Below are 26,383 nucleotides of genomic sequence, written 5' to 3'. Positions count from 1 at the left end.
CGACCCCCGACGGCGACCCGGTGTCCGCCGACCGCCGCGCTCGGCTACCGGCCCTCCCACTCGGGATCGCGGTCCTCGAGGAACGCGTCGATCCCCTCGTCCTTGTCGCGACTCGCGAACAGCGCCGTGAACAGTTCCGACTCGTACTCGAGGCCGGCATCGAGGTCCAGCCGGGAGGCCGCCCGCACGGCCGTCTTGGCGTGCTCCAGCGCCAGCGGGCTCTTGTCGGCCATCGCCGCCGCGAGGTCGTCCACGCGCTCGTCGAAGCCCTCGTCGCCGTGAACCTCCTCGACGAGCCCGATCTCGGCCGCCTCCGTGGCGTCGATCACCTCGCCCGACAAGATCAGCTTCATCGCCTGTCCCTCGCCGACCAGCCTGGCCAGTCGCTGCGTGCCGCCGCCGCCGGGAATGAGTCCCAGCGCGATCTCCGGCTGGCCCAGCTTCGCGCGCTCGTGGGCGATCCGCACGTCGCACGCCTGCGCCAGCTCGCAGCCCCCGCCGAGGGCGTGGCCGTTGATCCGGGCGATCACCGGCTGGCGGAGGTCGGCGACGCGCTCGTACACGCGGGGCCGTTCGCTCGCGCGGCGCTGCTCCAGCGCGTCGCGCTCGCGAAGCTCCGTCACGTCCGCGCCGGCGACGAACGCCCCCGCCCCGTCGGCACCCGTGAGCACGACGACGCGGACGCCGCTCTCGCGGTCGTCGATCGCGGCGAGCACCCGGATCAGCTCCTCGCGAAGCTGCGCGTTCAGCGCGTTGCGCGCGTCCGGGCGGTTCAGCGTGACGGTCGCCACGGCGGCAGCGCGGTCGCCGACCGCGCAGTCGACGAACTCGCAGTCGTCGGCCGCGGCCTCGGGGTCCCCGCAGTCGTCGCTCATCGCCCGCCTCCGGCCCCGTCTGCCGATCCCGGCGTCTCGTCGTTCGTTCTCGGCGTCTCGTCGTCCGACCCCGGCGTCTCGTCTGCCGCCGGCGACGGTTCGTCCGCCGGTCTCACCGCCTCGCCGTCCTCCCAGACGTAGAAGCCCTCGCCGGTTTTCTTCCCCAGTTTTCCGGCGCGGACCTTCCGCTTGAGCGCCTGTGGCGGCCGGAACCGCTCGCCTAACTCCTCGCGGAGGTGCTCGAGCACGTCCAGGCGCACGTCCAGCCCGATCAGGTCCGTCAGTTCGAGCGGGCCCATCGGGTGGTCGTACCCCAACTCCATCGCGGCGTCGATGTCGGCGACGCCCGCGACGCCGGTCTCGTACATCCGGATCGCCTCCGCGCCGAGCGCGACGCCCAGCCGCGAGGAGGCGAACCCCGGCGAGTCGCGCACCTCCACGGCCGTCTTCCCCAGCGAGTCGACGAACTCCCGTGCCGTCGCGAGCGTCGCCTCGCTCGTGCGCTCGGCGACGACGACCTCCACCAACTCCATCACGTGCACCGGGTTGAAGAAGTGCAGTCCGAGCAGGCGCTCTGGACGCTCGAGGGCGCTCGCCAGCCCCGTCACCGACAGCGCCGAGGTGTTCGACGCCAGCACGGCGTCGGCGGCGACGTGGGACTCCGCCGCGCCGAGCACGTCCCGCTTCAGATCGGCGTCCTCGGGCACCGCCTCGATCACGAGCGCCGCCCCCCCGGCCGCCTCCGACAGCGATGTCGTCCCCGTGATCCGGTCGAGCGCGGCCGTCCGCTCGGCCTCCGTCACCGCCCCGCGGGCGACGCCCTCCTCGAGGGTGGCCTCGATGTCGGCGAGACCGTCCGCCACGCGCGACTCCTCGATGTCCCGGAGCGCGACCTCGTGGCCGGCGGCCGCGGCCGACCGCGCGATCCCCGCGCCCATCGTCCCCGCGCCAAGCACCGTAACTCGCATGGCTGGAACGTTCCGGCCGGCGGCATAAGGGTGGGTGGTGCGACCCGAGTCGGGGTCCCGGTTGCCGCGGACCCGCTCGGAGCGTGCTCAGTCGCCCGTGCTCGGACGGTACTCGCGACTCACCGCCTTCCAGCGGTTCGACCGGAACCGCCGGAGGTTCACGACCATCGGCACGGCCGTCTCCGCCACCAGCGCGAGCAGGAGGCCGGCGACCCCCAACGCGGGGACGACCGTGCCGGCCCACGCCAGCGGGAGCGCCGCGAGGTACGCCCCCGCGAGCGTCGCGAGAAACGGAACGCGGGTGTCGCCGGCCCCGCGTAGCGCCCCGGTGATCGAGCCGTCGACGCCGAGCGCGACGACCGACACCGCGGCGACGCGGACGAAGTCGGCCGACAGCGCGAGGTTCGCGGGGTCGTCCACGAACACGCCCGCGACGGGCTCAGCGAGCGCGAGCACGACCGCGGCGGCGACGACGTACACCACCAGCGACAGGCGGGCGATCCCCCAGCCGTACGCCTCGGCCTCCGTCTCGCCGCCCCGGCCCAGTTCCTGGCCGACGAGCGTCGAGGCGGCGATAGAGAAGCCCCACGAGAAGCTGCCGACCAGCTGGCGCACCTGTCGCCCGACGCCGATCGCGGCGACGGCGACGGGGCCGAACGTCGCCGCGATAGCGAGCAGGGGGAACACCACGAGCCCCTGTGCGGCCCGGCGGGCGACCAGCGGGGCGGAGACGCGGCCGATCTGGACCAGCAGTTCGCGGTCCTCCTCGGAGCCCCGGAGCCGCAACGGGACGGGGCTCGCGCCGCGCCCCCGGAGGTAGCTGTGGCCGGTCATTCCCCACACGAAGACGACCGTGACGAGCCCCGTCGCCAGCGCTGTGCCCAGCGCCGCGCCCGCGACGCCCATGTCGAAGCCGAGGACGAACGTCGCCGACAGCGCGATGTTGGCGAGCGCGCCCCCGGCGCGCACGACCATCGGCGTCACAGTATCGCCGATCCCAGCGTACGTTCGGCTGGCGACGAGGTTGAGGAACTCGAACAGCAGGCCGGGCGCGACGACCGCGAGGTACGTCGCGCCGTGGCGGACGCTGTCGGGGTCGTCGCCGAGGAGCCCCACGAGGGGTTCGGCCGCGAACGCGTACGTCGCCACCGCCGGCACCGCCAGCGCGACCGCGATGAGCACGCTGAGGCGGATGACCGCGGCCGCGCGGTCGCCCTCGCCGCCGCCGTAGTTCTGGGAGACGAGCGCGACCGTCCCGCCCGCGAGCCCGATCGCGAGGAACTTCGCGAGCATCCAGAAGGCGTTCGCGAGCGTCAGTCCCGCCACCGCGGTCGGGCCGATGATCAGCCCGACGAGCGCCAGGTCGACGGTCCGCTTCGACATGATGGCGAAGCCGGTGACGATGCGCGGCCAGGCGAGGTCCGTCGTCGCGCGCAGCCGCGCCTCGTCGATGACCCCGGCGCTGGCGAGCGCCCGAGCCAGCGCCGACCCGGCGCGGCGGAGCCGTGACACGGCTGTCCGGATGATCTCCCGCGGCTAATCGGTTCCGTTACTTCGTGGACCTGCCCGCGGAGTGAGAGGCACCGTCCGTGAGAGAGTGAGACCGCGTCCGGCCGTTCGGGCGTCGCCGGCGACGCTCACGCGAGCAACAGCCCCGCGACCGCGCCGGTCGTCAGCACGGTCAGCGCGTCGGCGGTCGGACCGCTCCACCCCTCGTCGTCGACGAGGAACCGGCCGCGCTCGCGGACCGCGTGGGGGTCGGCCGCGACCGCGAGGTCGCCGCTCGACAGCGCCGCCCAGTACGCCAGCGGCGCGATGGCGAGGAATCGGAGGCCGGACTCCGCGGGCAACACAGCGTCCAGCGCCGCGGCCGCGCCGACGTACGCCAGCGGCGCGAGCGCGATCGCCCGGATCGCCGCCGTCGGCGTCGCCTCCGGAACGCGCGCGTCGAACTGCCCGAGCGGCCGCCCCGGCCCGTCCCACGTCGGCAACACCTCGACCTCGGCGTCGAGGCCGATCGCTCTGGCGGCGGCGGCGTGGGCCGCCTCGTGGGGAAGCACGGCGACCGCGACGAGCGCCCGTCCGATCGGGGACACGGTCGACGTAGCCGCCCGACGGGGATAGGCGTTCGGCGTCCGGTGTGGGGGCGTCCGGTGCGGAGTCATTCGGCGTCCGGTGCGGGGGCGTCCGCGTCGACGACGGCCCGGATGGAAGGCGACCGCGACGGCCGCCGACGACGGCCCGTCCGCGGGTCGGAAGGGTTCTCCGTGTGCGCCGTCACCGTCGATCGTGAACGCCGACGAACTACGCGACGCCTGGGCGGACCGCACCGGGGAGTTCTCCCCGCGGTACTACGCGCACTACGGCCCCAACGAGGTGAGCCGCCACCTCGCCGAACGCCTCGCGGACGCCGTCGGCCGCGACGCGAGCGTGCTCGAACTCGGCTGCGGGTCGGGCCGCCACCTCGCGCACCTCCACGACGACGGGTTCACTGACCTCGTCGGCGTCGACATCAACCCCGACTCCTTCGACGTGCTCCGCGAGGAGTACCCGGACCTCGCCGACGCCGGCTCCTTCCACGTCGGCGCGATCGCGGACGTGCTCCCGCGGTTCGACGACCGCGCCTTCGACGCGGTCTACTCGGTGGAGACCCTCCAACACGTCCACCCCGAGGAGATGTCCGCGACGTTCGACGAGGTCGCCCGCGTCGCCGGCGACGTGCTCGTCACCGTCGAACTCGAGGGCGACGGGAGCGGCGGCATCGTCGAGGTCGACGACGACCTCCCGCTGTACCGTCACGACTGGGGGGCGGTTTTCGAGCCCCGCGGGGTCGACGCGACGACCGTCGAAACGCTCGGGAACGACACGGCTCGGACGTTCCGGCGCGTCGACTGATCGCGACACCGGTCGATCGATCGCGGCGGTCGAGCGGGCGACGACCCGGTCGCGACGCCGCTTACTCTCCGGAGGGGTACTCCTCGGGGTAGGACTCGTCGGCCATGGGGTTCTCGCGGTCGGTCGGCGGTCCCTGGACGGCGACGAACGGCTCCTCCTCGAGGTACTCCACGAGCGAGGTGGTGCCGACGAAGCCGCACGGCGACTTGCGAAGCTGCACGTACTGGAGGCCGCTCTCGGAGAGCCACGTCTCGATCACCTGCTCTGCGGTGTTCTCGAAGAACGCCGACACCTGGTCGGTGGCGATACGCGGGTTGTGGACGTGGACGAGCGTGTCCGCCGGCCGCATGTGCTGGGACTCCTCGAAGTACCGGAGGTCCCGGGCCTCCTCGGACGAGAGCGCGTTCACGTACGCGTCGGCGTTCACGACCGAGGTGAGGTCGGCCTCGTCGTCGGCCGGGCGGATCGACTCGAAGGCGGCGCGCACGCCCGCCCCCGACTCGGGGACGTGGACGCCCTCGCGGTCGCCGTCCCACGTCCCGATGAGGTCGACCACGTGGAGGCGACCCGACGACAACAGATCGTCGGCGTCGTGACCGAACCCCGAGAGGATCGTGTCCAGCCCGTGCGGGCGCAGGTGGATCGTCGGGACGACGGCGATGCGGTCGCCACGCGCCAGCGCCGCATCGAGGAACGACCCGAGGAACGTCGAGACGTTCGCCATCCCGTCGTGTTCGAACAGCACGCCAGCGCCGGCGACGATGCCGCCGCCGACGAGCCGGTCGAACCCGGAGACGCCGATCGGCCGGTGGCCGTGGGTCTTCACCGCCGGGGGCTGGCTGCGGCGCGCGGGCGTCGCGCGCACGCCCCGTTCGGCGTCGATCTCGAGCTCCAGCCGCCGGGTGTCGTGGTCGACGCCCCGGAGCTTCGCGATCTCGATGAAGCGGTGGTCGTCGTCGCGGACGTGTTCGCGCGACAGCGCGAGCACGCCGTGGGCCGCGTACTGCAGCAGGTCGCCGACGGAGTCCTGGCCGCCCTCCTCGGCGGTGAACAGCACCGTCGCCGACCCCTCGTCGGTGAGGGTGGCGATCACGTCGAGCAGTACACGCCGGTAGGTGTGGGTGTCGGTGAACCCCGCGAGGCCGTTTGCGGAGTCGACGACGACGCGGTCGTACTCGGCGTAGCGCTCGAACTCCTCGCGCAGCGTCGCCGGCGTGAGTTCGCGCGTGTACTCCCCGAAGGTGAGGTCGCCGCCGACGGCGGCGTCGTCGTCGAGTCGCTGGAGCGTCAGCGTCTCGCTCGCCCCGTCGGGATCCTCGAGGGTCACCCCGGGCGTCGCGTGCAGCGAGAGCACGTCGAGCCGGTCGTCGTCGAGGGCGAAGGGGAACGCCGCGAAGGAGTCGCCCACGTCGTCGAGCGTCTGCTCGGTCGTGACGTACAGACACTCCTCACCGGCGCGCACCCCGGCGTCGAGGAACTGCATGGCGAGCGTGGACTTCCCCGTCCCCGGTCCGCCGCGGGCCAGCATCGCCTGTCCGCGGGGGAGCCCGCCCCGGAGCATCCGGTCGAGTACCTCGTCGCCGACGCTCGCGGGTGACTCGGCGTGCTCGTCGGTCATCGACTGTGACGCGTCGCCCGACCGACTTAATCGTACCTCCGCCGGCCGCGCCGGCCGATTCCTCGCCGCCGTCGGCCGCGCCGACCGACCCGTCGCCGTCGCTGGGGCGTCGCCGGGCCGTCGCCGATCCGCGTGCGGGAGACGGCCGCCTGGGGTTGAAGTACGGCCACGGCGTCCGTCGATCCATGCAGATCGGGTCGCGTCGATGTCTGATCAACCCCCACAGCGGCACCGCCGACCACGCCGACCGCGTGCGCCGTCACATGGAGGCGCGGGGGTTCGCGGTCACCGAGACCGACAGCGCCGACCACACCGTCGAGCTGGCCGCTCGTGCGGGGCGCGAGCGCGTCTCCACGCTCGCGGTCTGCGGCGGCGACGGTACGATCAACGACGCGCTCGCCGGCCTCCACCGGGCGGACGCCCTCGGCGACGTGACGCTCGCGGTGCTGCCGGCGGGGACGGCGAACCTCCTCGCGGGCACGCTCGGCATCGACTCCCTGGATCACGGCATCGAGCTGTCGGACACGGGAACGGTTCGCGCCCTCGACGTGGGCGTCGCCGCCGGCGACGACGACGAGTCGACGGAGCCGTTCCTCGTCTCCTGTATCGCGGGGCTACCGGCCGACGCGAGCACGGCCACCTCGGACGACCTCAAGGAGCGCTTCGGCACCCTCGCGTTCCTCGTGGCCGGCGCGCGCGAGACGATGGCCTTCGACGGACTCGACGTGCGCGTCGAGTCGCCGTCGTCGTCGTGGGCCGGCACGGCCACCTGCGTCCTCGTCGGCAACGCCCGGAAGTTCGTCGAGGAGGGCGGGCAGGCCGACATGGAGGACGGCCGCTTCGACGTGGTCGTCGTCGAGGCGATGCCGGCGTCGGGGCTGGCCGTCGAGGCCGCGGTCCACCGACTGCTCGGCGAGGAGACCGAGGGCGTCACGCACTTTCGCGCCGGCGAACTCCACGTCGAGAGCGGGGACGACGAGCCGATCGCGTTCAGCCGGGACGGCGAGTTCGCGTCCCACCGGCGGCTCGACCTCCGGACGCTCTCCGGCGCGCTCGACGTGCGCGTCGGCGACGGCTACGTCCCCCACCCCGAGTGACCGCCGAACCGGGGCGGTTCGCTGGGCTTTTCCCCGCCAGTAGGCTCCGGCGATCCGATGGACTGCGGGGAGGGACCGAACGACGAGGACGCCGCCGGCGACGCCGACAGCACCGCCACCGCCCCCGACACCGCAGGCGACGGACCGACGGACCCCGTCGACGCCGAACTCGCGGACGCGCTCGAGCGCGTCGCCCACGGCGCGGTCGTCTCGACGCCGAGCATCGTCCTCCAGCGCGGGCTGACGCTCGCGTTCACCGCGCTGTTGACGAACACGTTCTCGGCGGGTCCGTACGGCCTGTTCGCGCTGGCCCGGCGGATCGCGCGGTTCCTCCGGCGGCTCGCGTTGGGCGTCGCCGCGGGACTCAGCCGGTTCGTCCCCAGCGCCGACGGCGCGGCCGAGCGCGACGCCATCGCGACGGTCGCGGCGGCGCTGCTCGCGGCTGTGTCGCTCTCGTTCGCGGCGGCGCTGTTTCTCGCCGCCCCGCGGGTCGCCGCGGTCGCCGGCGAGGGGTCCCGGTTCGCGTTGTTCCTCCGGATATTCGCGGCCGGACTCCCGGCGTCGGTCGCGCTGTTCGGCGTCGCGCGGCTCCTGCGCGCCACCGAGGAGGTGACCGCGCTGAACCTCCTCCAGCGGGTGGCGTTCCCGGTCGCGCAGCTGGCGGTCGGCGTCGTCGGCGCGGTCGCGCTCGCGGACCTGACGGGCGTCGCCGTCGCTGTGCCGCTGGCGATGGGCGCGGTCGCGGTCGGCGGTGCCGCCTGGCTGGCCCGCAGGCGGGGCATCCGACCGCGGATCCGGGTGCCCGGTGGCGACGGCGACGCGATCCGACGCCGGTACGTCCGCTACACCGCCCCGCTGTTCCTCAGCGGCTTCGCGACGACGACCCAGCGGCTCGGCTTCTACCCGCTCATCGCGGTGTTCCTCTCGGGCACGGCCGGCGGCGTCTTCGCCGTCGGCGTGCTCGTGGGGAGCCTCGTCCGCCTGCCGCTGATGGCGATCAACCAGTTCATCCCCCCGGTGGCGGCCGCGCTCAACGACGACGGTCACCCCGCGGCGCTCTCGCGACTGTACCACGTCACGAGTCGGCTGGTGCTCGTCGGCGTCGTCGGCCTGTCGGTGCCGGCGATCGTCTACCGCGAGGCGGTGATGTCGCTGTTCGGTCCGGCGTTCGTCGCGTACGCGCCGCTGCTGCCCGGGTTCGTGCTCGCGCAGGTGCTGGCGTGTGCGGCCGGCAGCGTCGGCATCCTGCTACGCATGACGGACCACCAACGCGCGCTGTTGGTCGTCAACACCGTCATCACGCTGTTTCTCGCGGTGACGGCGATCCCGCTCACGATCGAGTTCGGGCTCGCGGGCGTCGTCGCGAGCTACCTCCTCATGCTCGGGGTGAACAACGGACTCGAGGTGGCGGTGTTGTACCGGGTCGAGGGGCTCCAGCCATTCACGCTCGCGCACGGCAAGCCCCTCCTCGCGGCCGTCCCGTTCCTCGCGCTCGCGCTGGCGACTCGCGAACTGCTCCCGCGGCTTCCCGGGGCGCTCGCGGGAACGGCCGTCGGCCTCGCTGCGTACGTCGCGGTCCTTCGCGTCCTCGGGGTCTCGCCGGTCGAACGACGCCTGCTCGCGTCGCTTGCCGAGCGCTACCGGGCCGCCGCCGTCCGCCTCCGCGACCGCGTCGGCGACGGCTCCGAATAATCCCTCGGCGGCGTCTCGGCGTCCCTCGGAGGAGACACCGACGGGTGCCCGGCGAGGTGTCGCCGCGCCGCCGCGCCGCCGCGCCGCCGCGCCGCCGCACCGTCGCTCGCGCCGCGAGGCGGTAGTTACACGTCGGCCCGCTCACACGGTGCGGTATGACCGCAGACGAACCCACCGCGACGGACGACGCCGACGACGCGATGCCAGCGGGTCCCGACCGCGCGGACCCGCCGTTCGACGCCCCCGACCTCTCGGGCTCGACGGCGTTCGTCACGGGAACGACGCGAGGGATCGGCAAGCGGATCGCGCTCACGCTGGCCGAGCACGGCTGCGACGTCGTCTCGACGGGCAAGACCGTCGAGCCCGGCGGCGACCTCCCGGGGACGATCCACACGACCGCCGCCCAATGCGAGGAGCGGGGCGTCGACGCCCACGCGATCCAGTTGGACGTACGCGACGCCGACGCCGTCGAGGCGGCCGTCGAGGAGGCCATCGAGGAGTTCGGCGAGATCGACATCGTGATCAACAACGCCAGCGCGATCCAACTGGCGAACGTCGCGGACCTCCCGGCCAACCGCTTCGACCTCATGACCGACGTGAACGTCCGCGGCACGTACCTCGTCTCGCGGGCGTTCCTCCCGCACCTGCGCGAGCGGGACGGCGGGTGGATCCTCACGAACGCCCCGCCGGTGACGGTCGACCGCGCGCCCGGCAAGGCCGCCTACGCCTGGTCCAAGCTCGGGATGTCGTTCGTGACGCTGTCGCTCTCGGCGGAGCTCGCGGGCGACGGGATCGGCTGCAACACGTTCTGGCCGGTGACGGCGGTCGACACCCGTGCGACGCGCTACTTCGGGCTCGGCTCCGAGGACGACTGGCGCACCCCACACGTCGTCGCCGACGCCGTGCTGTCGATCCTCGATCGGGACCCCGACGAGTACACCGGCCACGCCGCCTACGACGAGGACCTCCTGCGGGCGGCCGGCGCGAGCGACGCCGACATCTCGGCGTACAACCTCACCGAGGGCGACCCCGGTCCCACGTCGGCGCAGATGTTCGACCCCGAGTTCGAGCGGTCGTGAGCGACGCCTCCGCGAGCATCACCCCGACGAGCACCACCCCGACGAGAATCACATCGGCAAGAGCCGCCCGCGTGCGTCTCCGACGGGTCGAGAAGCGCCACCGAAGATAAGCGTCTGGGGCGTCGACCCTGCGGCATGCGTCTATCGACGATCGTGCTGCTGGTCGGACTCGGACTGTTCGTGCTCCCGATCCCGGGGACGTTCATCGCCGGCGGTCTCGTCCTCCTGATCGGCGGGGCGCTCAGGTACCTCGGTGAGTGACTCGCGCGGGGGACCAGGTGTCGACGGTCGCCCGCGAGACGGTATCCGGCGAGGCGCGACCCGGCAAATCAGGTGACGCCGCCGCCGCGCGGATCGTACTCCAGGTGGGCGTCGGCCGCCTCGATCTCCCGGAGCGTCTCGACGACGTGCCACACGTCCTCGTAGCGGGTGTACAGCGGTGCGGGACACACTCGGACGACGTTCGGCGGGCGGAAGTCGACGACGACGCCGCGGTCGCGCAGCGCCTCGCTCAGGCGATACCCCTCGGGATGCTCGATCGCGACGTGGCCCCCGCGGCGCTCGGGGTCGCGGGGCGTCCCGACCGAGAAGTCGTCGCCGAGGCGGTCGTCGACCAGCCCGATCAGGTAGTCGGTGAGCGCCAGCGACTTCTCGCGGACGCGCTCGATGCCCGCCTCGCGGACCACCTCGGCGGCCCCCTCGATCGGAGCAGACGACAGCATCGGGACGGTGCCGATCTGCCACGCGCCGGCCGAGTCGGCCGGCTCGTAGGTGTGGCGCATCTCGAACTGGGTGTCCTTGTCGTTTCCCCACCACCCAGCCAGCGCGGGCGTCGTCCCGTGGTGGCGCTCGTGGACGTACAGCCCCGCGGTCGCGCCCGGGCCGGCGTTGAGGTACTTGTACGAACACCACACCGCGAAATCGACGCCGCCGGTCGAGTCGTCGCCGTCGTCCGCGTCGTCGCTCGCGCCGGCTCCTCGGAGGTCGTGGTCGACCGCGCCGATCGAGTGCGCGCAGTCGAAGCCGACGAGCGCCCCGTGGTCGTGGGCCGCGCGGGTGATCCGGTCGACGTCGAGCAACTGGCCCGACCGATAGAGAACCGAGGGCATGAACACGATGCCGACGTCGTCGCGCTCGCGGAGAACCGCCTCGATATCGGCCGCGTCGATCGTCCTTCCGTCGCGCGACTCGACGGCGACGAGCTTCTGGTCGGGGTCGATCCCGCGCTGTCGCAGTTGCGCGCGGATCGCGTAGTGATCGGTCGGGAAGTCCAGGTCGTTGACGAGCACCGCCGGCGACTCGGCCGCCGGATCCGGCCCCGCCGGGGTCCCCGCGAGCGTGTCGAGGAACGTCCCGATCAGGGTGTGGATGTTGACCGTAGTGGAGTTGGCGACCACCACCTCCGACTCCCTCGCGCCCACCAGCGGGGCGAGCAGGTCGCCGAGGCGTTCGCCGTAGTGGAACCAGTCGGGGTCGGCCTCCTCCCACCCCCGGATCGCCAGCTCGCGCCACTCGTCGACGACGCGCTCGAGCGTCGCCAGCGCGGCGTCAGGGGCCAGTCCCAGCGAGTTGCCGTCCATGTAGCGCTCGCCGTCCGGGACCGCGAACCGCTCTCGGGCCTCCGCCAGCGGGTCGGCCGCGTCGCGCTCGCGCGCCGCCGCGAGCGTGCGGTCGCCGCCGCTCTGGCTGCGGCCCGCCCCGCCGTCCGTGTCGGTCATGACTGCCGGTTCGGGCCCGCGGAGTTAGGCGTTGGCCTCGCGGATGGCGGTCGCCGCCCGGAAGGGTCGCCGCCCGGAGGGGTCGCCGCCCGGAAGGGTCGCCGCCCGGGATCGCCGCCGCGTCACTCGTCGCTCGCGGCCCGCGTCCGTCCGCCCTCGCTTGCGGTCCCGCGAGCGCTCACGAACAGGAGCGCGCCGCCGGCGACGACGACGCCCGCGGCGACCGCGATCGAGACGCTCCGGACGGCGGCGTCGTAGCCGAGCGGCCCCGCCAGGAACGCGACGGCCGCTCCCATCGCGACGGGCGCGCCCGTCGAGCCGACGCGGCCGACCGACTCGCCGAGGCTGACGAGGCCGCCCCGGAGGTCGTCGTCCGCGAGGCCGGTGATCGTCGATCGGTACAGCGTCAGCGAGAGCGAAAAGCCCGCGCCGACCGGCGCTCCGGCGGCGATCGCGACCGGGACCGACGGGGCCAGCGCGAGGGCCGTCAGGCCGACCGCTCCGACCACGAGCGCCGCGAACGTCGGGAGGGGGCGGCCGAACCGCGCGGTCAGCCGGCCGGCCTGCGTCGTCGCGACCGCGCTGGCGACGGACGCGACCGCGACGAGCGCCCCCGCGGCACCGGGGGACCCGCCCAGCAGTCGGACGACGACGATCGAGTTGTAGGCGAGGAAGGCGAACCAGAGGAACCCCGGGACCGCCCGCCCGACGAGGGTCGCGACGACGTGCGGGCGGGACGCGAGCGCCAGCAGCGCGCGCACGCCGCCAGGTCCATCGGCCTCCGTCTCCCCGTCGGCGGCCGCCGCACCGTCGCCGACCGCGCCGTCGCGACCGCTCAGGTCCGCGGACTCGTCGAACAGCAGCCACACCACCGCGGCGACGGGGAGCGCGGCGGCGTACAGCGCGTACGGGAACTGCCACGCGAGCGCGACGAGCAGGCCCGCGAGGAACGGGAACACCGTCAGCGACACCCCGACGACGGTGAAGCGAACGCCCTGTGCGGTCGACTCGCGCGGGCCCGTGAAGAGGTCTCCCGTGGCGGTGATCAGGATCGGTCCGATGCCGGTGTAGCCGACGCCCTGCAGCAGCCGCAGCGCGAGCGCGGCCCGGAACGCCGTCGTCAGCGTCAGCGCGACCCCCGCGAGCCCGAACAGCGCCAGCCCTGCGGCGAGCACCGGCTTGCGGCCGTACCGGTCCGCGAGCACGCCCGACAGCGGGATACAGACGATCCCCGGGGCGGTGAACGCCGACAGCAGCAGGCCGGCCTCGGTCGCGGAGACGCCGTACGGCCCGGCGGCGAGCGACTCGACGACCGGCGAGACGACGGAGGCCCCCATCGGTGAGATGAGCGACGCCAAAAGCAGCAGCCGGAAGTCGCGGTCGTCGAGCACGTCGGCGTCGGTGCCCACGAGGCCCCGAAGCGATAGCGACACGGCCGTGCTGGGTGGCGGTCCCGCAAGAGCCACACGGTTTCGGCCGCGGTCCCGGAACCGCCGCCGTCGAGAGCGACGCGGTCGAGGCGGCCGCGGTGGGTTGATACCACCGGCGGCCGACCGGGGTCGCATGAGCGACGCCGACGGCGGCGACCTGCCCGGCCGACTCGCCGACCTCGACTCGGAGCTCCGCGAGGCCGTCACCGACATCGAGTCGCTTGGGGTACCGCCGTGGCACGCCCTCTCGGTCGAGAGCGCCCGCCGCATCGAGGACGACCTGTTCTCCTCGGACGCGGACCTGCCGGTCGGATCGACGCTGACCCTCGCGATCGACGGGCCGGACGGCGACGACCTCCCCCTGCGGATCTACCGCCCTGAGGTCACGCCAGCGCCGACGCTGGTGTTCTTCCACGGCGGCGGCTGGTGCCTGGGGACGCTCGACTCGGCCGACGACCTCGCGCGCCGACTGTGCCGCCGCGTCGGCGCGGTCGTCGTCTCCGTCGACTACCGACTCGCGCCCGAACACCCCTTCCCCGCCGCCGTCGACGACGCGGTCCGCGCGCTCCGGTGGACCCGCGAGCACGACGCGAGCCTCGGCGGCGACGGCGTCGTCGGCGTCGCCGGCTCCTCGGCCGGGGGCACCCTCGCGGCCGCGACCGCGCTCGCGACGCCCGACGGCACCGCGCCCGCGGTCCAGACGCTGCTGTACCCCATCACCGACCGCGACTTCACGACCGACTCCTACGAGACGAACGCCGACGGCCCGCTGTTGACTCGCGCGGACATGCGTCGCTTCTGGCGCGAGTACCTCCGATCGGACGTGGACGCGGCCAACCCCCACGCCGCGCCGTTGCGAGCCCGCGACGGCGACCTCGAGGACGCCGCCCCGGCGGTCGTCGTCACCGGCGAGTGCGACCCCCTCCGCGACGACGGCGCGGCGTACGCTGAGCGCCTCGAAGCCGCCGGCGTTGCGGTCGACCACCTCGACCGAGAGGGGATGTGTCACGGCTTCCTCTCGCTGGCCGACGAGGTCGCCGCCGCCGACGCGGCCTTCGACGACCTCGCGGCGGCGACGCGCGAGCGGTTGGCGAGCGCGGCCGCGGGCGAGAGCGCCGAGCGCGGCGGACCCCGCGACGCCGACTGACGCTACCCGTCTCTCGCCAGTCGCTCGTACACCGCCCAGGAAGCGTCCTCGGCGGGGGGATCGATCGCCTCGCCGTCGACGCTGACGCCGCACCCATCGACCACGTCGCCGACGACGCCGGCGGGCGTCCCACGGGACCGCACGGCGTCGACGACGCGGTCGACGGCGGCGGGATCGACCGCCAGCAGGAGCGTCCCCGAGGTGGTGCACGCCCACGGATCGATCCCCAGCGCCGCACACGTCGCCAGCGCGGCCGAGTCGGTCGGCACGGCGTCGCCGTCGACCTCGAGTCCGACGCCGCCGGCGGCCGCTACCTCGCACAGCGCGCCTGCCAGCCCGCCCTCGGTCGCGTCGTGCATCGCGGTGACGCCGGCGTCGGTGGCGTCGGAGGCGTCGGTGGCGTCGGAGGCGTCGGCGGCCCCCGCAACTTCCGACGGGTCCCCGCTCTCCGGGCCGCGTCCGGCCTCGGCGGCCGCGAGCGCGTCGCGCACGACGCTCGTCTCCTCGAGCAGGCCGGCGGCCTCGTCGATCGTCGCCTCGGCGACGCCCTCGGCCGCCAGCGCGTCGGGGAACAGCGACGCGAACAGCCCCGCGGTCTCGATGCCGGGCCCCTTCGTCACGAGCAGGCGGTCGCCGGGGCGCGCGCCGTCGGGTCGGATCACGTCGGCCGGGTCGCCGACGCCGAGCACGGTCGCCGCGCCGACCCACGGCAGCGACGCCTCGGGGTAGCGGGCGGTGTGCCCCGTCGGGATCGCGACGCCGAGGTCCTCGCACTCGTCGGCGATCGCCGTCCAGAACGCGGCGAACTCGTCGTCGCTCACGCCGCTCGGGAGGGCGAACGAGGGGCAAAAGTGCGAGGGCGAAATCCCCGAGACGGCAACGTCGCCGAGGGCGAACGAGAGGGCGAAGCGCCCGGCGCGCTCGGGCCCCAGCGCCGGCAGCATCGAGATCGGGTCAGTCGCGCAGACGACCGCCCGACCGCCCACGTCGAGGAGCCCGAAGTCGACGCCGTGGGCGGGGCCGAGGCGCACGTCGTCCCGGTCGGCTCCGAGGTTCGGACGCACGACGGACTCGAACGCCTCGCGGTCGACCTTGCCGCGGCGGGGGGCGTCGTCGCTCATGGCGTCGACTCCGTCGGGCGGTCGGAAAGCGGTTGTCGTTGCATCCGTCGGTGTCGACGGTGTCGCGGTATGGATGTCGTCGATGTCGTCGACGGCGTCGGTATCGGTGGTGTGGACGTCGCCGGCGACGACGGTCAGAAGCGCGGGGCCATCGGGTGCGACACCTCGTGTTCGGTGCGCTCGGCGGGTCGCTCCAGCGTCGCCTCGCGACCGTCGGGCCAGCGGACGGTGAGGCGCTCGGGCCGCTCGTCGCCGAGGCCGAAGTGCGCGACCGGTTCCATCTGACAGAGGTAGCCCGAGCCGGCGCACACGACCGCCGTGCGGCTCCGCTCTGCGGTCTCGACGGTGACGGTCGCACCCCGGGCGGGCGCGCCGTACTGGGTCGTCGGCCGAACGCGGATCCAGCCGCGCTCGGCCGCGTCGTCGACGCCGTACAGCGACAGCGGCTGGGCGGCGAGTTCGCCGTGGACGACGAGCAGTTCCAGCGCGCCGTCGCCGTCGAAGTCGGCGACCGCCGCGCCCGTGCCGAGCCCGCGCGCCTCGGCGGCGTCGCCCGGGTCGATCGCCCGCCAGCCGTCCGCACCGCGTCGGAACAGGCGGTTTCGCGCCCCCATCGTGTTGCAGAACAGCTCGATCCGGCCGTCGTTGTCGAAGTCGGCGGCGACGACGTTCCGGATCCGGGTGGGCTCGGCGAACGACGCGGGCGCGGCGTCGACGAACCGTTCGATCGAGAGCCGGTCGCCCGCGGCGGTCGCGTCCTCCGGAGACGGCGACCCGCCGTTCGCGACGGCGTCCGGGTCGCCCGCGTTCGCGTCGTCGCCGGTCGGTCCCCCGGTCGCGGGGGTTTCGGTCGCCTCGCCCGTCGCGGTCGCGGTCGCGGCGGATCCGACCGGCGCGCTCGCCCGGGAGTACAGCCGGCTCTCGGTCTCCCAGTTGCCGACGGCGAGGTCGCCGTCGGCGAGGACGACGCCGCGGGCGTTCGTCTCGGGGTCGGCCACGCCGGCGTCGGCGGCGACCTCCCGGAAGTGGCCGGAGTCGTTGTAGAACAGCCGATTGGGGCCCCGTTCGACGCCGACGAACAGGTCCATGCGGTCGCTCGCGACGGGGCCGGCGTACAGCGAGCGCGCGCCGGCGTCGAGGTCTAATCCCACGGCCTCGGCCATGTCCGAGAGCTGACCGTCGTCTCCGAGCTCGTAGAAGCGCGAGGGGACGCCGTAGCAGGCGACGAACACGCCGTAGCGGCCGGTGCCGTAGCGGTCGAGCGCGGCGACGGAGCGCCCAGCCCGGAAGTTGCCGCGGTCGGCGTTGGCCGCGAGCCCGAACAGGTCGCGCCAGCGAACCTCGGGGTGGTCCGGGCGCACCTCCACGGGGTCGAGCAGGAGGTCGGTGTCCCGGCACTCCCCCTCGTAGGCGTCGGTGTTGTGGACGTACAGCTCCTCGTCGCCGTCGGCGTCGAGGTCGGCCGCGACGACGCCGATGGCGTGTCGCCCCTCGTCGGCCACGGCGGGCGTGGCGACGTCCCGGAGCGCGCCGTCGCGCCACGTCAGCAGCCGGTTCGCCGGTCCGTAGCCCGTCACGAGCGCGCAGGGCCCCCTCACGCCGGGCGTGACGGCGACCCCGTATCCGCGGTGGGGCGCGTCGTCGACGAGCGCGTCGGACCGGTCCGCGAACACGCGCCTCCATCCGGGTCCGCCGCATAAGAGGGCTCGGTTCCGCCCTCCGAGGAACAACCCTTTTCGGCGGGCGGGCCGAACCGCGGTCCATGGCAGACGACGACCCGACCGACGCCGGCGACGGAGCCGAGGGCGGTGACACCAACGGGGACGACGGCGAAGAGAAGTCCTTCCGCGAGCGGGTCGAGGAGATCCGCGAGCGACGCGAGCAGGAGCGCGAGGAGGGCGAGGGCGGCGCGCCCTCCCCGGAGGAGATGATGGGCGGTGGCGGCGGTCCCGGCGGGATGGGCGGCGGCGGCAACCCCTTCGCGCAGATGATGGGCGGCATGATGGGCGGCGGTGGCGGCCCCGGCGGGATGGGCGGCGGTCCGCCCGGCATGGGCGGCGGTCCCGGCGGCGAGGAGGAGTCGGTCGGCAACGAGGAACTCGTGAGGGAGGTCCGACAGCTCCGCGACGAGGTCCGCGACGCGACCCGGCAGCTCCAGCGGATCGCGCAGGCGCTCGAGGACTAGCGAGGCTAGCGAGGCCGACCGAGCGAAGCGGGAGAGGCCTCGAAACGTCGGCGTTCGAAAATCGCGTCGCGATTTTCGAGCTCACGAGACCGCGGGTCTCGTGAACGGCGAGGTCCGTGGGCCGAGCCGCCCGGGTCCCAGTCGCCCGCGATGGCGACGCCGACCGCGACCGTGAGGCGGACTGCGACCGCGACGGCGATGGCGACCGCGGAGGCAGCCGTATGGTCCCTTCGGATCCGGGGCACTCGCCGCCTGTGGCGACTACTTGTGTGTTTCGTCCGTGAATCCGTTCGCATGGGAGACTCCGAACTCGCGATCCTGGCACGGTTCGAGGCGAAGCCCGACGAGGCGGAGACGGTGGCACAGTTCCTCCGCGACGCGCGCGAGGCCGCCGAGGCCGAGGAGGGGATGACGACGTGGTACGCCGTCCGGTTCGACGAGACGCGCTTCGGCATCTTCGACACCTTCCCCGACGAGGCGGGGCGACAGGCGCACCTGGAGGGGGAGATCGCCACCGAACTCCTCGAACGGGCGGACGAACTGTTCGTCGAAGAGCCCGACATCGACGCCAACGTGGACGTGATCGCGGCCACGGGCGACTGACGCGGACCGACGCAGACCGCGACCCACCGGAACCGATCTCGGCTCAGTCGTCCACCGCGTCGTACACCTCCGCCAGTCGGTCGACCGCGTGCTCGACGCTCGTCGCCTCGCGACGGGCGAGACAGCCCTCCGAGAGCGCCTCGCGCTCGGCGAGGGTTCGGTCGATGGCGTCGGCGAAGGCGGCGGTGTCGCCGCGGGGGTAGCGGTAGCCCGTCTCGCCCTCGCGGACCGTGTCGGCGAGCGCGCCGTCGTCGACGCCGACGACGGGCGTGCCGCAGGCGTTGGCCTCCAGCGCGACCAGCCCCTGCGTCTCGACGGGCGAGGGGAAACAGAAGGCGTCGAGGCTCGCGTAGAAGGCGGGGAGGTCCTCACGGGGGAGGAACCCGAGGAAGCGCGCGTCGACGCCGGCCTCCTCGCAGGCGTCCTCGAGGGCGTCGCGGGCGGGGCCGTCGCCGCCGAACACGAGCGTCGCGTCGGCGTCTGCGGCGGCGACCGCCGGCGGGATCTCGGGGAGGTCCTTCTCGAAGCCGTGCCGGCCGGTGTACCCGACGAGGGCCCCCGTCCCGCACTCGGGGAGGTCGTACTCCTCGCGGAAGGCCGCGAGCGCGTCCTCACCGGGCCGGGAGAAGAACTCGGTGTCGACCCCGTTGGGGACGACCTCGATCCGCGAGCGGACGCCGATGTCGCGGAGGTGCTCGCCGGCGGGCTCGCTGGGGACCACCACGGCGTCGGCGGCGTTCATGTACCGGCGCTCGTAGCGTCGGGCGGCCCCCTCGACGACGGTCGCGGCCGCGCCGTTGGCGAGGTAGTCGGCGTACTCGGCCGTCGGGGTGTGGTAGGACGCGACCAGCGGCGCGTCGATCCGTCGGGCGAGATACCACCCCGAGAGGCCGAGCGCGAACGGCGTGTGCGCGTGTACCACGTCCGCGTCGCGGACGGCGTCCGGGACCCCGGGCAGTCCGAGTCGGAACCCGTCGTAAAACGGGAAGCCGACGCTCCGTGTGGTGTACTCGCCGTCGCCCGGTTCGTGGCCGGGCGCGCCGGGGAACACCACGTCCATGCGGCCGCCGCGGTCACGCCAGCACTCGCGCCACGACTCCAGCGTGTAGGTGACGCCGTTCACCGTGGGCAGGTACGTGTCGGTGAACGCGGCGACGGTCCGGGGAGTCACTCGCCGAGGCCTTCTCCGGTGGCGTTCAAACCGTTTGCGTCTCGCGGCCGCGACCCGGTCGGCTCGAGTGAGACGGTCACGCCAGAAGTGAGACGGTCACGCCAGGAGGTCATCGTAGATCGCGACGAGCTCCTCGCCCACGCGGTCCAGCGAGTGTTCGGCGGCCGTCTCGCGGGCGTTCTCGCCGAGTCGCTCTCTGAGGTCGGGATCGTCCGCGAGGCGGTTCAAAGCGCCGACGAACTCCTCGCGAGAGTCACACAGCAGGCAGTCGTGACCGTGCTCGAAGTACTCGCGGAACACCGGGATGTCCCGGAGCACGCAGGGCTTCCCGCAGGCCATCGCTTCCAGCACGACGATGCCCTGGTTCTCCTCCTTCGACGGGAAGAAGAACACGTCGCCCGCGCCGAACGCGCCGGGCTTGTCGTCGACCCAGCCGGTGAATGTGACGTTCTCGGGCGGGTCGCTCGTCCACCGCGTCACCGTCGGCGACGCCTGCGGCCCGGAGTCGACCGTGCCGAACCAGGCGAAGTCGTGGTCGGTTCGCCTCGCGACCTCGCAGAAGTCCGTGAGGCCCTTGCGCTCGAAGACGGAGCCGACCGCGAACATCACGACCCCGTCGAGGTCGAACCGCTCGCGGTACGCCTCGCGGTACGCCTCGTGGTCGGCGACGGAGTCGCGGTCGATGCCGTTGGATATCGCCCGGATCGGCGCGTCGACCGGGTACTCGAGCAGCCGGCGCTTGGTGTACTCCGAGGGCGTGAGCACGAGGTCCGCCCGCGAGTAGAACCACCGGAGGTACCGTCGGAGCGCGGGCGCGACGGCGTTCGACCCCCGGAAGCTCTCGCGGAAGTCCTCGCTCGTGACGTGACAATGCAGGACCAGCGGCGTGTCCGTGCGCCTCGCGTGGCGGGCGAGCGCGACGCTCGCGGGGCCGATGAGGTTCAGGTGGATCACGTCGGCGTCGACGAGGAACCCCCGACCGCGCAGGCCGGACTCGACGCCGGCGACCGGGTCGCCGCCGGACCACGGGGAGGTGACGACCCGCACGTCCGCGCCGGCCTCGCGGGCGCGTTCCAGCGCCGCGACCTGCTGGTCGTGGGCGGTACCGATGCCGGCGCGGTCGAGCCGCGACGACAGTTCGAGGTAGTCGAGGACGCGCACGGTCTGTCATCGTTCGATTCGCCGGGGGTGCCTTTCACCGTGCCGGATCCGCCGTCGCGACAGCGTCGGCGACCGCGACCGCGACGGCACCGGTGACCGCGACCGCGACGGCATCGGCGACCGCGACGGCGACCTGACGCCATCGGGTCTCGGATGCGCCCGTTAGTTGCTCTGCCGGTACACGAGGTTGCGCTGGACCTCGCTGGCCCCCTCGTAGATGACGGGGATGCGCACGTCGCGGTAGACGCGTGCGATACGGCGCTCCGTCAGGATCGAGCGTCCGCCGTGCAGTTGCATCCCGCGCTCGGCGCAGTCGACGGCCGTCTCCGTCGAGTTGAGCTTCGCCATCGCGGCCCAGAGGCCGGCGTTGTCGCCCTCGTGGAGCTTCTCGGCGGCGCGCCAGTTGAGCGACCGCGCGGCCTCGAACTCCGTGCGCATGTCGGCGAGGTCGTGCTGGACCGACTGGAACTCAGAGATGTTTCGGCTGAACGCCTCGCGGTCGTGGACGAACTCCCACGCCTCCTCGATGGCCGCGGCGGCGAGCCCGATGCCGTGGCCGCCGACGACGACCCGGCCGTGGTTGAAGAAGTCCGCGAGCATGTAGAAGCCGCCGCCCTCCGCGCCGATGAGGTTCTCCTCGGGGACGAAGCAGTCCTCCATGACGATGTGGCCCTGCTTCGAGGCGCGCATCCCCATCTTCTCGGGGATGTGCTCGGCCTCGTAGCCGTCGCGGTCCGTCTCGACGATGAACAGCGAGTAGTTCCCGTAGCGGTCCTCGGAGTCGCCGGTCTTCGCGTACAGCGTGAGCCAGTCGCCCTCGACGGCGTTGCCGACCCAGTACTTCTCGCCGGTGATCTCGTAGCCGCCGTCGACCTTCTCCGCCTTCGTGGTCATGCCCGCGAGGTCCGACCCCGTCTGGGGCTCCGACACCGCGAGCCCGGATATCTGGTCGCCCTCGGCGACCGGGCGGACGTACTCCTCGCACTGCTCGTCGGTCCCGTAGTCGTAGACGAGTTCGTTGCCGAAGGAGGCCAGCATCATCGTCAGGCCGATGCCGGCGTCCGCGCGGTAGAACTCCTCGGCGATGGCGAGCATCTGGTAGATGTCGAGGCCGCGGCCGCCGTACTCCTCGGGGATGTCCTGTCCGACGAGCCCCGCCTCCTGACCCGCCTCGAGCACCTCCCACGGGTAGTCGTCGGCCTCGAAGTGCTCCTGTGCGACCGGGGCGATGTGCTCCTCGGCGAACTCTCTCGCCTCCCGCTTCACGTCGCGTGCGTGTTCGGGAACCAGCGACTCGTCGAGCAGACCGAGATCGGTGTTCATGATCGAGTATCGGGAACCGCACACCATAACGTCGGTGGAACCGCGAACCCCGGGATTCGCGTTTACAGGCGGTCGAGGAGTGCACCCCGGAGTCGACCCCGAGGCGATTCACCGCGCCCCGGTCGACCTGCCGTCGGTGTCGGTGTCGCCGTCGGTGTCGGTGTCGCCGTCGCGGTCATTGTCGGTGTCGCCGTCACGGTCGCTGTCCGTGTCGTCGTCACCCGCGTCGTCCTCGGCGACCTCGCCACGGCCCTCGGTATCGGCCCCGTCGCTTCCGACGGCCTCGCGTCCGTCGTCCTCCCTCTCGTCGTCGACGAGGCGCTCGCGCACGTCCGGACGGCTGACCGTGCCGGAGGCGGTCCGGGGCAACTCGCTCGCGAACGCGATCGTTCGGGGGATCTTGAAGCCGGCGAGGCGGTCGCGACAGAACGCCTCCAGGTCGTCGCGCACGAGGTCCTCGTCCGAGCGGACGACCAGGGCGGCGACGCGCTCGCCCCACTCCTCGTCCGGGACCCCGACGACGGCGGCGTCCGCGACGCCGGAGTGCTCGCGGAGCGCGGCGACGACCTCGCCGGGGTCGACGTTCTCGCCGCCCGAGAGGATCCGGTCGTCGAGGCGGTTCAACACGTACACGTAGCCGTCGTCGTCGCGGTAGCCCGCGTCGCCGGTGTGCAGCGCGCCGTCGTCGGTGAAGGCGGCGTCGCTCGCCTCGGGATCGCCGTAGTACTCGGACGCGATCGACGGCCCCGAGACGACGAGCTCGCCGCGTTCGCCCCGCGGCAGCGGCTCCCCGTCGTCCCCGAGGACGGCCACGTCCGTCCAGAACAGCGGCCGACCCACGGTGCCGACGCGCTCGAACGCCTCCTCGGGCGTCGCTGTGGCGATCTGCGAGGCGGCCTCGGTCATCCCCCACGTCGGGTGAACCGGCACCGAGTAGTCGCGACAGCGTTCGATCAGCGAGTCGGGTGCCGGCGCGCCTCCGAGCAGGACCGCCCGCAGCGAACTCGGGAGCGTCCCGCGGGCGTCGAGCATCCGGCGCAGCATCGTCGGCACGAGCGACACGCCGGTCGCGTCGTACCGACGGATGTCGTCGACGGCCCCGCCGGCGTCGAATCCCTCCCGGAGGACGACGCTCGTGCCGTACAGCGCCGCGCGGTAGACCGGCATCACGCCGCCGGTGTGGTGCAGCGACAGCGTCGCGAGGTAGCGGTCGTCGGGAAGCACGCCGAGGCGGAACGCCGACGCCGTCGCCGACGCGAGGACGTTCCCGAGCGTCAGCGTGACGAGCTTCGGCGTCCCGGTCGTCCCGGACGTGAACAGCATGACCAGCGGGTCCCCGCGTCCCCACCGGACCGACGGCACGGCTCCGTCGGGCGCGGCGTCGATGTCTGTGACGCGGTCGTCCGCCGGCGGATCCATCGAGACGATCCGACTCGGCGGCCGATCGCGGTCGGCGGATCCGTCATCGCCGTCGAGTGACTGGTTGCCGTCGATCGGTTCCTCATCGACGGCCGGTTCGTCGCTGTCGGTCGATTCGTCGTCGACAGTCGATTCGTCGCCGACAGTCGATTCGTCGCCGACGGCCGGCCCGGTGTCGTCGGGTTTCCCCTCGCTGGGACCGGTCCAGTCGAAGTCCGTCCGCTCGTCGCGGTCCAGCGTCGCCGCGACGACGGTCTCCTCGGTGTCACTCCCGCAGACGACGGCGTCCGCGTCCGCGTCGTCGATCCGAGGGGCCAACTCCGGGGCGGTGAGGTCCGCGCCGCACAACACGAGTCGGACGCCGAGGCGCATCCCCGCGTGGACCAGGGCGACGTACTCGCCCCGGTTCGACATGACGGCCGCGACGTGGTCGCCGGGACGGACGCCGACGCCGGCGAGGCGCGAGGCGAGCACCTCCGCGCTGGCGTCGAGGTCGGCGTACGTCAGCGTCTCCCCCGTGGCCGCGAGCACGAGCGCCTCCGCGTCGGGCGTCGCGGCGATCCGGTGAGAGAGCAGATCGCGCATGGCCCAGCGAACGACCTCTGCCCACTACGCTCTTTCCATCGCCCGAGCGGGAGTCAGGTCAGTCGAGGTAGCCCGTCACCAGGCTCGACGGCCCGTTTCCGTTTCCGTTCGCATTCCCGTTGCCGTTCCCGTTTCCGTTTCCGTTACTGTTCCCGTTTCCGTTTTCGCCAGCGGTACCGTTGCCGTTGCTTCGTCCCTTGCCGCGTCCGTTGTCGCTCTCGTTCGCGAGGACGGGCGGGTCGACGGCGACGTCGTCCGTGACCGGCAGGTCCGGGCGGCCGGCGTTCACCGAGGGGTCGTCGACGACGCCCTCCCCGAGGCGGAGGCCGGTGCCGAGCGCGTCGAGCAGGTCGTTCACCCGCCCGCGGTCGGCCGCGCGGCCGGCGAGCACGACGACCGCGCCGCCGCCGCCGGCGAACCGCCGGAGCGTGGCGAGTTCCTCGTCGGTGTACTCCTCGGTCGGGGCGGAGACGACGATCGCTCGCTCGCGAGCGAGCTTCCCCATCGACGCGAGGTCGTTGTACTGGGTGAATCCGGTGTCGAGCCCCTCGAGGTAGCGCTTGAAGTAGGCGGCGTCCTCGGCGCTGGCGGACTCGTCGGCGGCGAACTGGCCGTGCCCGCCGTCGATCAGCACCTCGCCCGAGCGGGCGGTCAGCCGGTCGACGACGCCCGCGGTGAACTGGTAGGCGTCGTACGCCTCGGGGTCGTCGACGGGCGCGTCCGGGCCGTCGTAGTCCTCCTGAACGGTCTGTGCGCCGACGAGCGCGACGCCGGCGTCGGGGTCGGCGGCCGCGAGCGGCGCGCCGGGGACCGAGGCGGTGTCGCCCGCGCGCGCCAGCACCGTCGCGTCGCCGGCGTCGACGGGCGCGGCCCGCGGGAACAGCACGTCCGCGACCCGCGAGGGCCGAGTCGGCTCGCGGGCGTCGATGTCGCTGTCGGCCCACAGACCCAGGCCGCGCTTGCGGGCTTTCCGCTCCAGTTCGATGAACTCGTCGTGACGGGTGAGCCCCGAGTCGTACACCCGGGCGAACCCGCGCTCGAGAATGCGGCGGTTGAACAGGTCGTCGCGGCCGCCGTCGCCGTCGGCGTCGTACCGGACGTAACACAGCAGCCGGCCGAAGTCGCCGCGGACGCCTTCTTCGGGGTCGAACGAGAGATCGATCGTCGCGCCCGCCAGCTCTCCGACGGCCCACTCGGCGGACTCGCGGCCCTTCTCCAAGAGGTACTCGTAGGAGTCGATACCCTCCCACTCCTCGGCGAGTTCGGGGCTCTCGATCGGGTCGGTCTCCTCGGGGTCGTACGTCTCCGGCGTGTCGAAGCCGAGCAGGCGCACGGTGTCGAAGTAGTCCGGCGCGCCCTCCCGGAGGATCCGCACGTCGACGGTGTCGCCGTCGGTCACGTCGACGACCTCGGCCGTGTACGTCCGCGAGGGGTCGATCTCGAAGCCGAGTCCCTGGCGGTCGGCGAACAGGTCGGCGTAGTCGTCGTCGAAGCGGTCGGTCGTCGGAACGAACCCGATCCCGGCGTTGCTCGTCTCGTCGATGACCTGGTCGTCGTTGAACCGGAACGACAGCGACAGCGCCGCCGCGATCTCGTTGAGGTTGTCGGTGGCGTCGAAGTTCCGGAAGTCGGACTGGTCGAACACGAGCAGTCCGCCGCCGCCGGCGACGAACGACGCCAACGCGTCCAGTTCGCCGTCCGTGAAGGCGGTCGACGGCGAGGTGATCACGGCGGCGTCCGCGTCCGCGAGGTCGCCCGCGAGGTCGTCGGTCGCCTCGAAGTCGTAGCCGTTGAGCTCGGCGTAGTCGATGAACGCCGTATGGGCCGCGGCGTCGTAGAACTGGCCGTGCCCCTCGTCCCACAACACGGTGCCGCCGCCGGCGACTCGGTCGAGGACGTTCAGGACGAACTCCTCGTTGCCGTAGCCGAAGTCGGTGCCGTTCTGGACGATCGGCGCGCCGAACGCCGCCACGTCGCCGTCGAGGCCCGCGAGCGGAATCGGTCGGTCCTCCGGGTACTCGACGGCGTCGCCCTCGCCGTCCTCGTCGACGTTCGTCGCCGTCGGCTCCGCGCGCACCGCCGCGAAGCCGGCGTCGGCGGCCGCCGGCTCCCCGTCGGCCCCCAACAGGCTCGCCGTCGAGTCGAAGGCGAGTCGATCGATTCGGTCGCTCTCGGTCGATTCCGCACGCACACCGGTCGTACCGACGGCGAGCGCCCCCGCGCTCGCACCGACGCCGGCCAGGAAGTCACGTCGTTCCACGGGGAGGATCCACGATAGGAGGTGCATAATTCTATC

22 protein-coding genes are annotated in these 26,383 nt (G+C 73.1%); 8 read left to right on the top strand and 14 right to left on the bottom strand.

Translation table 11 applies throughout. The features are described 5' to 3' along the window. Window positions 1-44: 44 nt before the first annotated feature. The 4 genes from Hbl1158_RS11515 to Hbl1158_RS11500 all read right to left on the bottom strand — a co-directional run bounded on the left by Hbl1158_RS11515 (window position 45) and on the right by Hbl1158_RS11500 (window position 3,939). On the bottom strand, window positions 45-875 hold the full coding sequence (locus tag Hbl1158_RS11515) for an enoyl-CoA hydratase-related protein (RefSeq protein WP_234297397.1): 831 nt from the start codon (window positions 873-875) through the stop codon (window positions 45-47). Further along, on the bottom strand, window positions 872-1,843 hold the full coding sequence (locus Hbl1158_RS11510) for a 3-hydroxyacyl-CoA dehydrogenase family protein (RefSeq protein WP_234297396.1): 972 nt from the start codon (window positions 1,841-1,843) through the stop codon (window positions 872-874). Before Hbl1158_RS11510 ends, Hbl1158_RS11515 begins: the two co-directional genes overlap by 4 nt. A gap of 87 nt (window positions 1,844-1,930) precedes the next feature. Next, window positions 1,931-3,355, bottom strand: coding sequence for an MATE family efflux transporter (locus tag Hbl1158_RS11505; protein WP_234297395.1), 1,425 nt, complete (start codon window positions 3,353-3,355; stop codon window positions 1,931-1,933). 125 nt (window positions 3,356-3,480) lie between these two features. Further along, complete coding sequence (locus Hbl1158_RS11500; protein ID WP_234297394.1) at window positions 3,481-3,939, bottom strand: hypothetical protein; 459 nt, start codon at window positions 3,937-3,939, stop codon at window positions 3,481-3,483. A 193-nt stretch (window positions 3,940-4,132) separates the two neighbouring features. Here Hbl1158_RS11500 and Hbl1158_RS11495 point away from each other — a divergent pair, with 193 nt between their 5' ends. After that, window positions 4,133-4,738, top strand: coding sequence for a class I SAM-dependent methyltransferase (locus Hbl1158_RS11495; protein ID WP_234297393.1), 606 nt, complete (start codon window positions 4,133-4,135; stop codon window positions 4,736-4,738). A 61-nt stretch (window positions 4,739-4,799) separates the two neighbouring features. Here the strand turns inward: Hbl1158_RS11495 and Hbl1158_RS11490 are convergent, their stop codons facing one another. Next, the gene (locus Hbl1158_RS11490) at window positions 4,800-6,356 is read right to left on the bottom strand and encodes an ATPase domain-containing protein (RefSeq protein ID WP_234297392.1); all 1,557 of its coding nucleotides are present in this window, start codon (window positions 6,354-6,356) and stop codon (window positions 4,800-4,802) included. 185 nt (window positions 6,357-6,541) lie between these two features. Here Hbl1158_RS11490 and Hbl1158_RS11485 point away from each other — a divergent pair, with 185 nt between their 5' ends. The 4 genes from Hbl1158_RS11485 to Hbl1158_RS17180 all read left to right on the top strand — a co-directional run bounded on the left by Hbl1158_RS11485 (window position 6,542) and on the right by Hbl1158_RS17180 (window position 10,485). Then, entirely contained in the window at window positions 6,542-7,453 is a 912-nt protein-coding gene (locus Hbl1158_RS11485; protein ID WP_234297391.1) for a diacylglycerol kinase family protein, read from the top strand. 57 nt (window positions 7,454-7,510) lie between these two features. Further along, entirely contained in the window at window positions 7,511-9,145 is a 1,635-nt protein-coding gene (locus tag Hbl1158_RS11480) for a lipopolysaccharide biosynthesis protein (RefSeq protein ID WP_234297390.1), read from the top strand. 200 nt (window positions 9,146-9,345) lie between these two features. Continuing rightward, window positions 9,346-10,224 carry an SDR family oxidoreductase gene (locus Hbl1158_RS11475; RefSeq protein WP_234299522.1) on the top strand — a complete coding sequence of 293 codons (879 nt, stop codon included), beginning with the start codon at window positions 9,346-9,348 and terminating at the stop codon, window positions 10,222-10,224. Between the two features lie 135 nt (window positions 10,225-10,359). Continuing rightward, window positions 10,360-10,485 (top strand): hypothetical protein, encoded by a 126-nt coding sequence (locus Hbl1158_RS17180; protein WP_255764078.1) that lies wholly within the window; start codon window positions 10,360-10,362, stop codon window positions 10,483-10,485. Between the two features lie 68 nt (window positions 10,486-10,553). Here the strand turns inward: Hbl1158_RS17180 and kynU are convergent, their stop codons facing one another. Together kynU and Hbl1158_RS11465 are read right to left on the bottom strand one after the other, a co-directional pair. Next, window positions 10,554-11,942 carry a kynureninase gene (gene kynU, locus Hbl1158_RS11470; protein WP_234297389.1) on the bottom strand — a complete coding sequence of 463 codons (1,389 nt, stop codon included), beginning with the start codon at window positions 11,940-11,942 and terminating at the stop codon, window positions 10,554-10,556. Between the two features lie 122 nt (window positions 11,943-12,064). Next, window positions 12,065-13,375, bottom strand: a complete 1,311-nt coding sequence (locus tag Hbl1158_RS11465; protein ID WP_234297388.1) for an MFS transporter — start codon at window positions 13,373-13,375, stop codon at window positions 12,065-12,067. A gap of 130 nt (window positions 13,376-13,505) precedes the next feature. On the opposite strand from Hbl1158_RS11465, the gene Hbl1158_RS11460 reads away from it, so the two are divergent. Further along, window positions 13,506-14,519, top strand: a complete 1,014-nt coding sequence (locus tag Hbl1158_RS11460; RefSeq protein WP_234297387.1) for an alpha/beta hydrolase — start codon at window positions 13,506-13,508, stop codon at window positions 14,517-14,519. A 2-nt stretch (window positions 14,520-14,521) separates the two neighbouring features. Here Hbl1158_RS11460 and Hbl1158_RS11455 read toward each other — a convergent pair whose 3' ends face one another. Then, on the bottom strand, window positions 14,522-15,640 hold the full coding sequence (locus tag Hbl1158_RS11455) for an AIR synthase family protein (RefSeq protein ID WP_234297386.1): 1,119 nt from the start codon (window positions 15,638-15,640) through the stop codon (window positions 14,522-14,524). Between the two features lie 134 nt (window positions 15,641-15,774). Further along, a complete protein-coding gene (locus Hbl1158_RS11450; RefSeq protein WP_234297385.1) occupies window positions 15,775-17,313 on the bottom strand; it encodes a CRTAC1 family protein in 1,539 nt (512 codons plus the stop codon). An 89-nt stretch (window positions 17,314-17,402) separates the two neighbouring features. Here Hbl1158_RS11450 and Hbl1158_RS11445 point away from each other — a divergent pair, with 89 nt between their 5' ends. Both Hbl1158_RS11445 and Hbl1158_RS11440 read left to right on the top strand, forming a co-directional pair. Further along, window positions 17,403-17,825 carry a hypothetical protein gene (locus tag Hbl1158_RS11445; RefSeq protein ID WP_234297384.1) on the top strand — a complete coding sequence of 141 codons (423 nt, stop codon included), beginning with the start codon at window positions 17,403-17,405 and terminating at the stop codon, window positions 17,823-17,825. A 294-nt stretch (window positions 17,826-18,119) separates the two neighbouring features. Further along, a complete protein-coding gene (locus tag Hbl1158_RS11440) occupies window positions 18,120-18,428 on the top strand; it encodes an antibiotic biosynthesis monooxygenase (RefSeq protein ID WP_234297383.1) in 309 nt (102 codons plus the stop codon). Window positions 18,429-18,471: 43 nt separating this feature from the next. Here the strand turns inward: Hbl1158_RS11440 and Hbl1158_RS11435 are convergent, their stop codons facing one another. The 5 genes from Hbl1158_RS11435 to Hbl1158_RS11415 form a co-directional block, all read right to left on the bottom strand. Then, complete coding sequence (locus Hbl1158_RS11435; RefSeq protein ID WP_234297382.1) at window positions 18,472-19,599, bottom strand: glycosyltransferase; 1,128 nt, start codon at window positions 19,597-19,599, stop codon at window positions 18,472-18,474. A gap of 96 nt (window positions 19,600-19,695) precedes the next feature. Then, a complete protein-coding gene (locus Hbl1158_RS11430) occupies window positions 19,696-20,760 on the bottom strand; it encodes a glycosyltransferase family 4 protein (RefSeq protein WP_234297381.1) in 1,065 nt (354 codons plus the stop codon). A 162-nt stretch (window positions 20,761-20,922) separates the two neighbouring features. Next, window positions 20,923-22,083, bottom strand: coding sequence for an acyl-CoA dehydrogenase family protein (locus Hbl1158_RS11425; protein ID WP_234297380.1), 1,161 nt, complete (start codon window positions 22,081-22,083; stop codon window positions 20,923-20,925). Between the two features lie 108 nt (window positions 22,084-22,191). Then, window positions 22,192-24,087 (bottom strand): AMP-binding protein, encoded by a 1,896-nt coding sequence (locus Hbl1158_RS11420; RefSeq protein WP_234297379.1) that lies wholly within the window; start codon window positions 24,085-24,087, stop codon window positions 22,192-22,194. A gap of 58 nt (window positions 24,088-24,145) precedes the next feature. Next, window positions 24,146-26,347, bottom strand: coding sequence for a DUF4350 domain-containing protein (locus tag Hbl1158_RS11415; protein WP_234297378.1), 2,202 nt, complete (start codon window positions 26,345-26,347; stop codon window positions 24,146-24,148). Between the last annotated feature and the right edge of the window lie 36 nt (window positions 26,348-26,383).

The organism is Halobaculum sp. CBA1158, assembly GCF_021431925.1.
Lineage (GTDB): Archaea > Halobacteriota > Halobacteria > Halobacteriales > Haloferacaceae > Halobaculum.
Note: the sequence above shows the minus strand (reverse complement) of the source record. Positions and strands in the feature narration are given on the sequence as shown.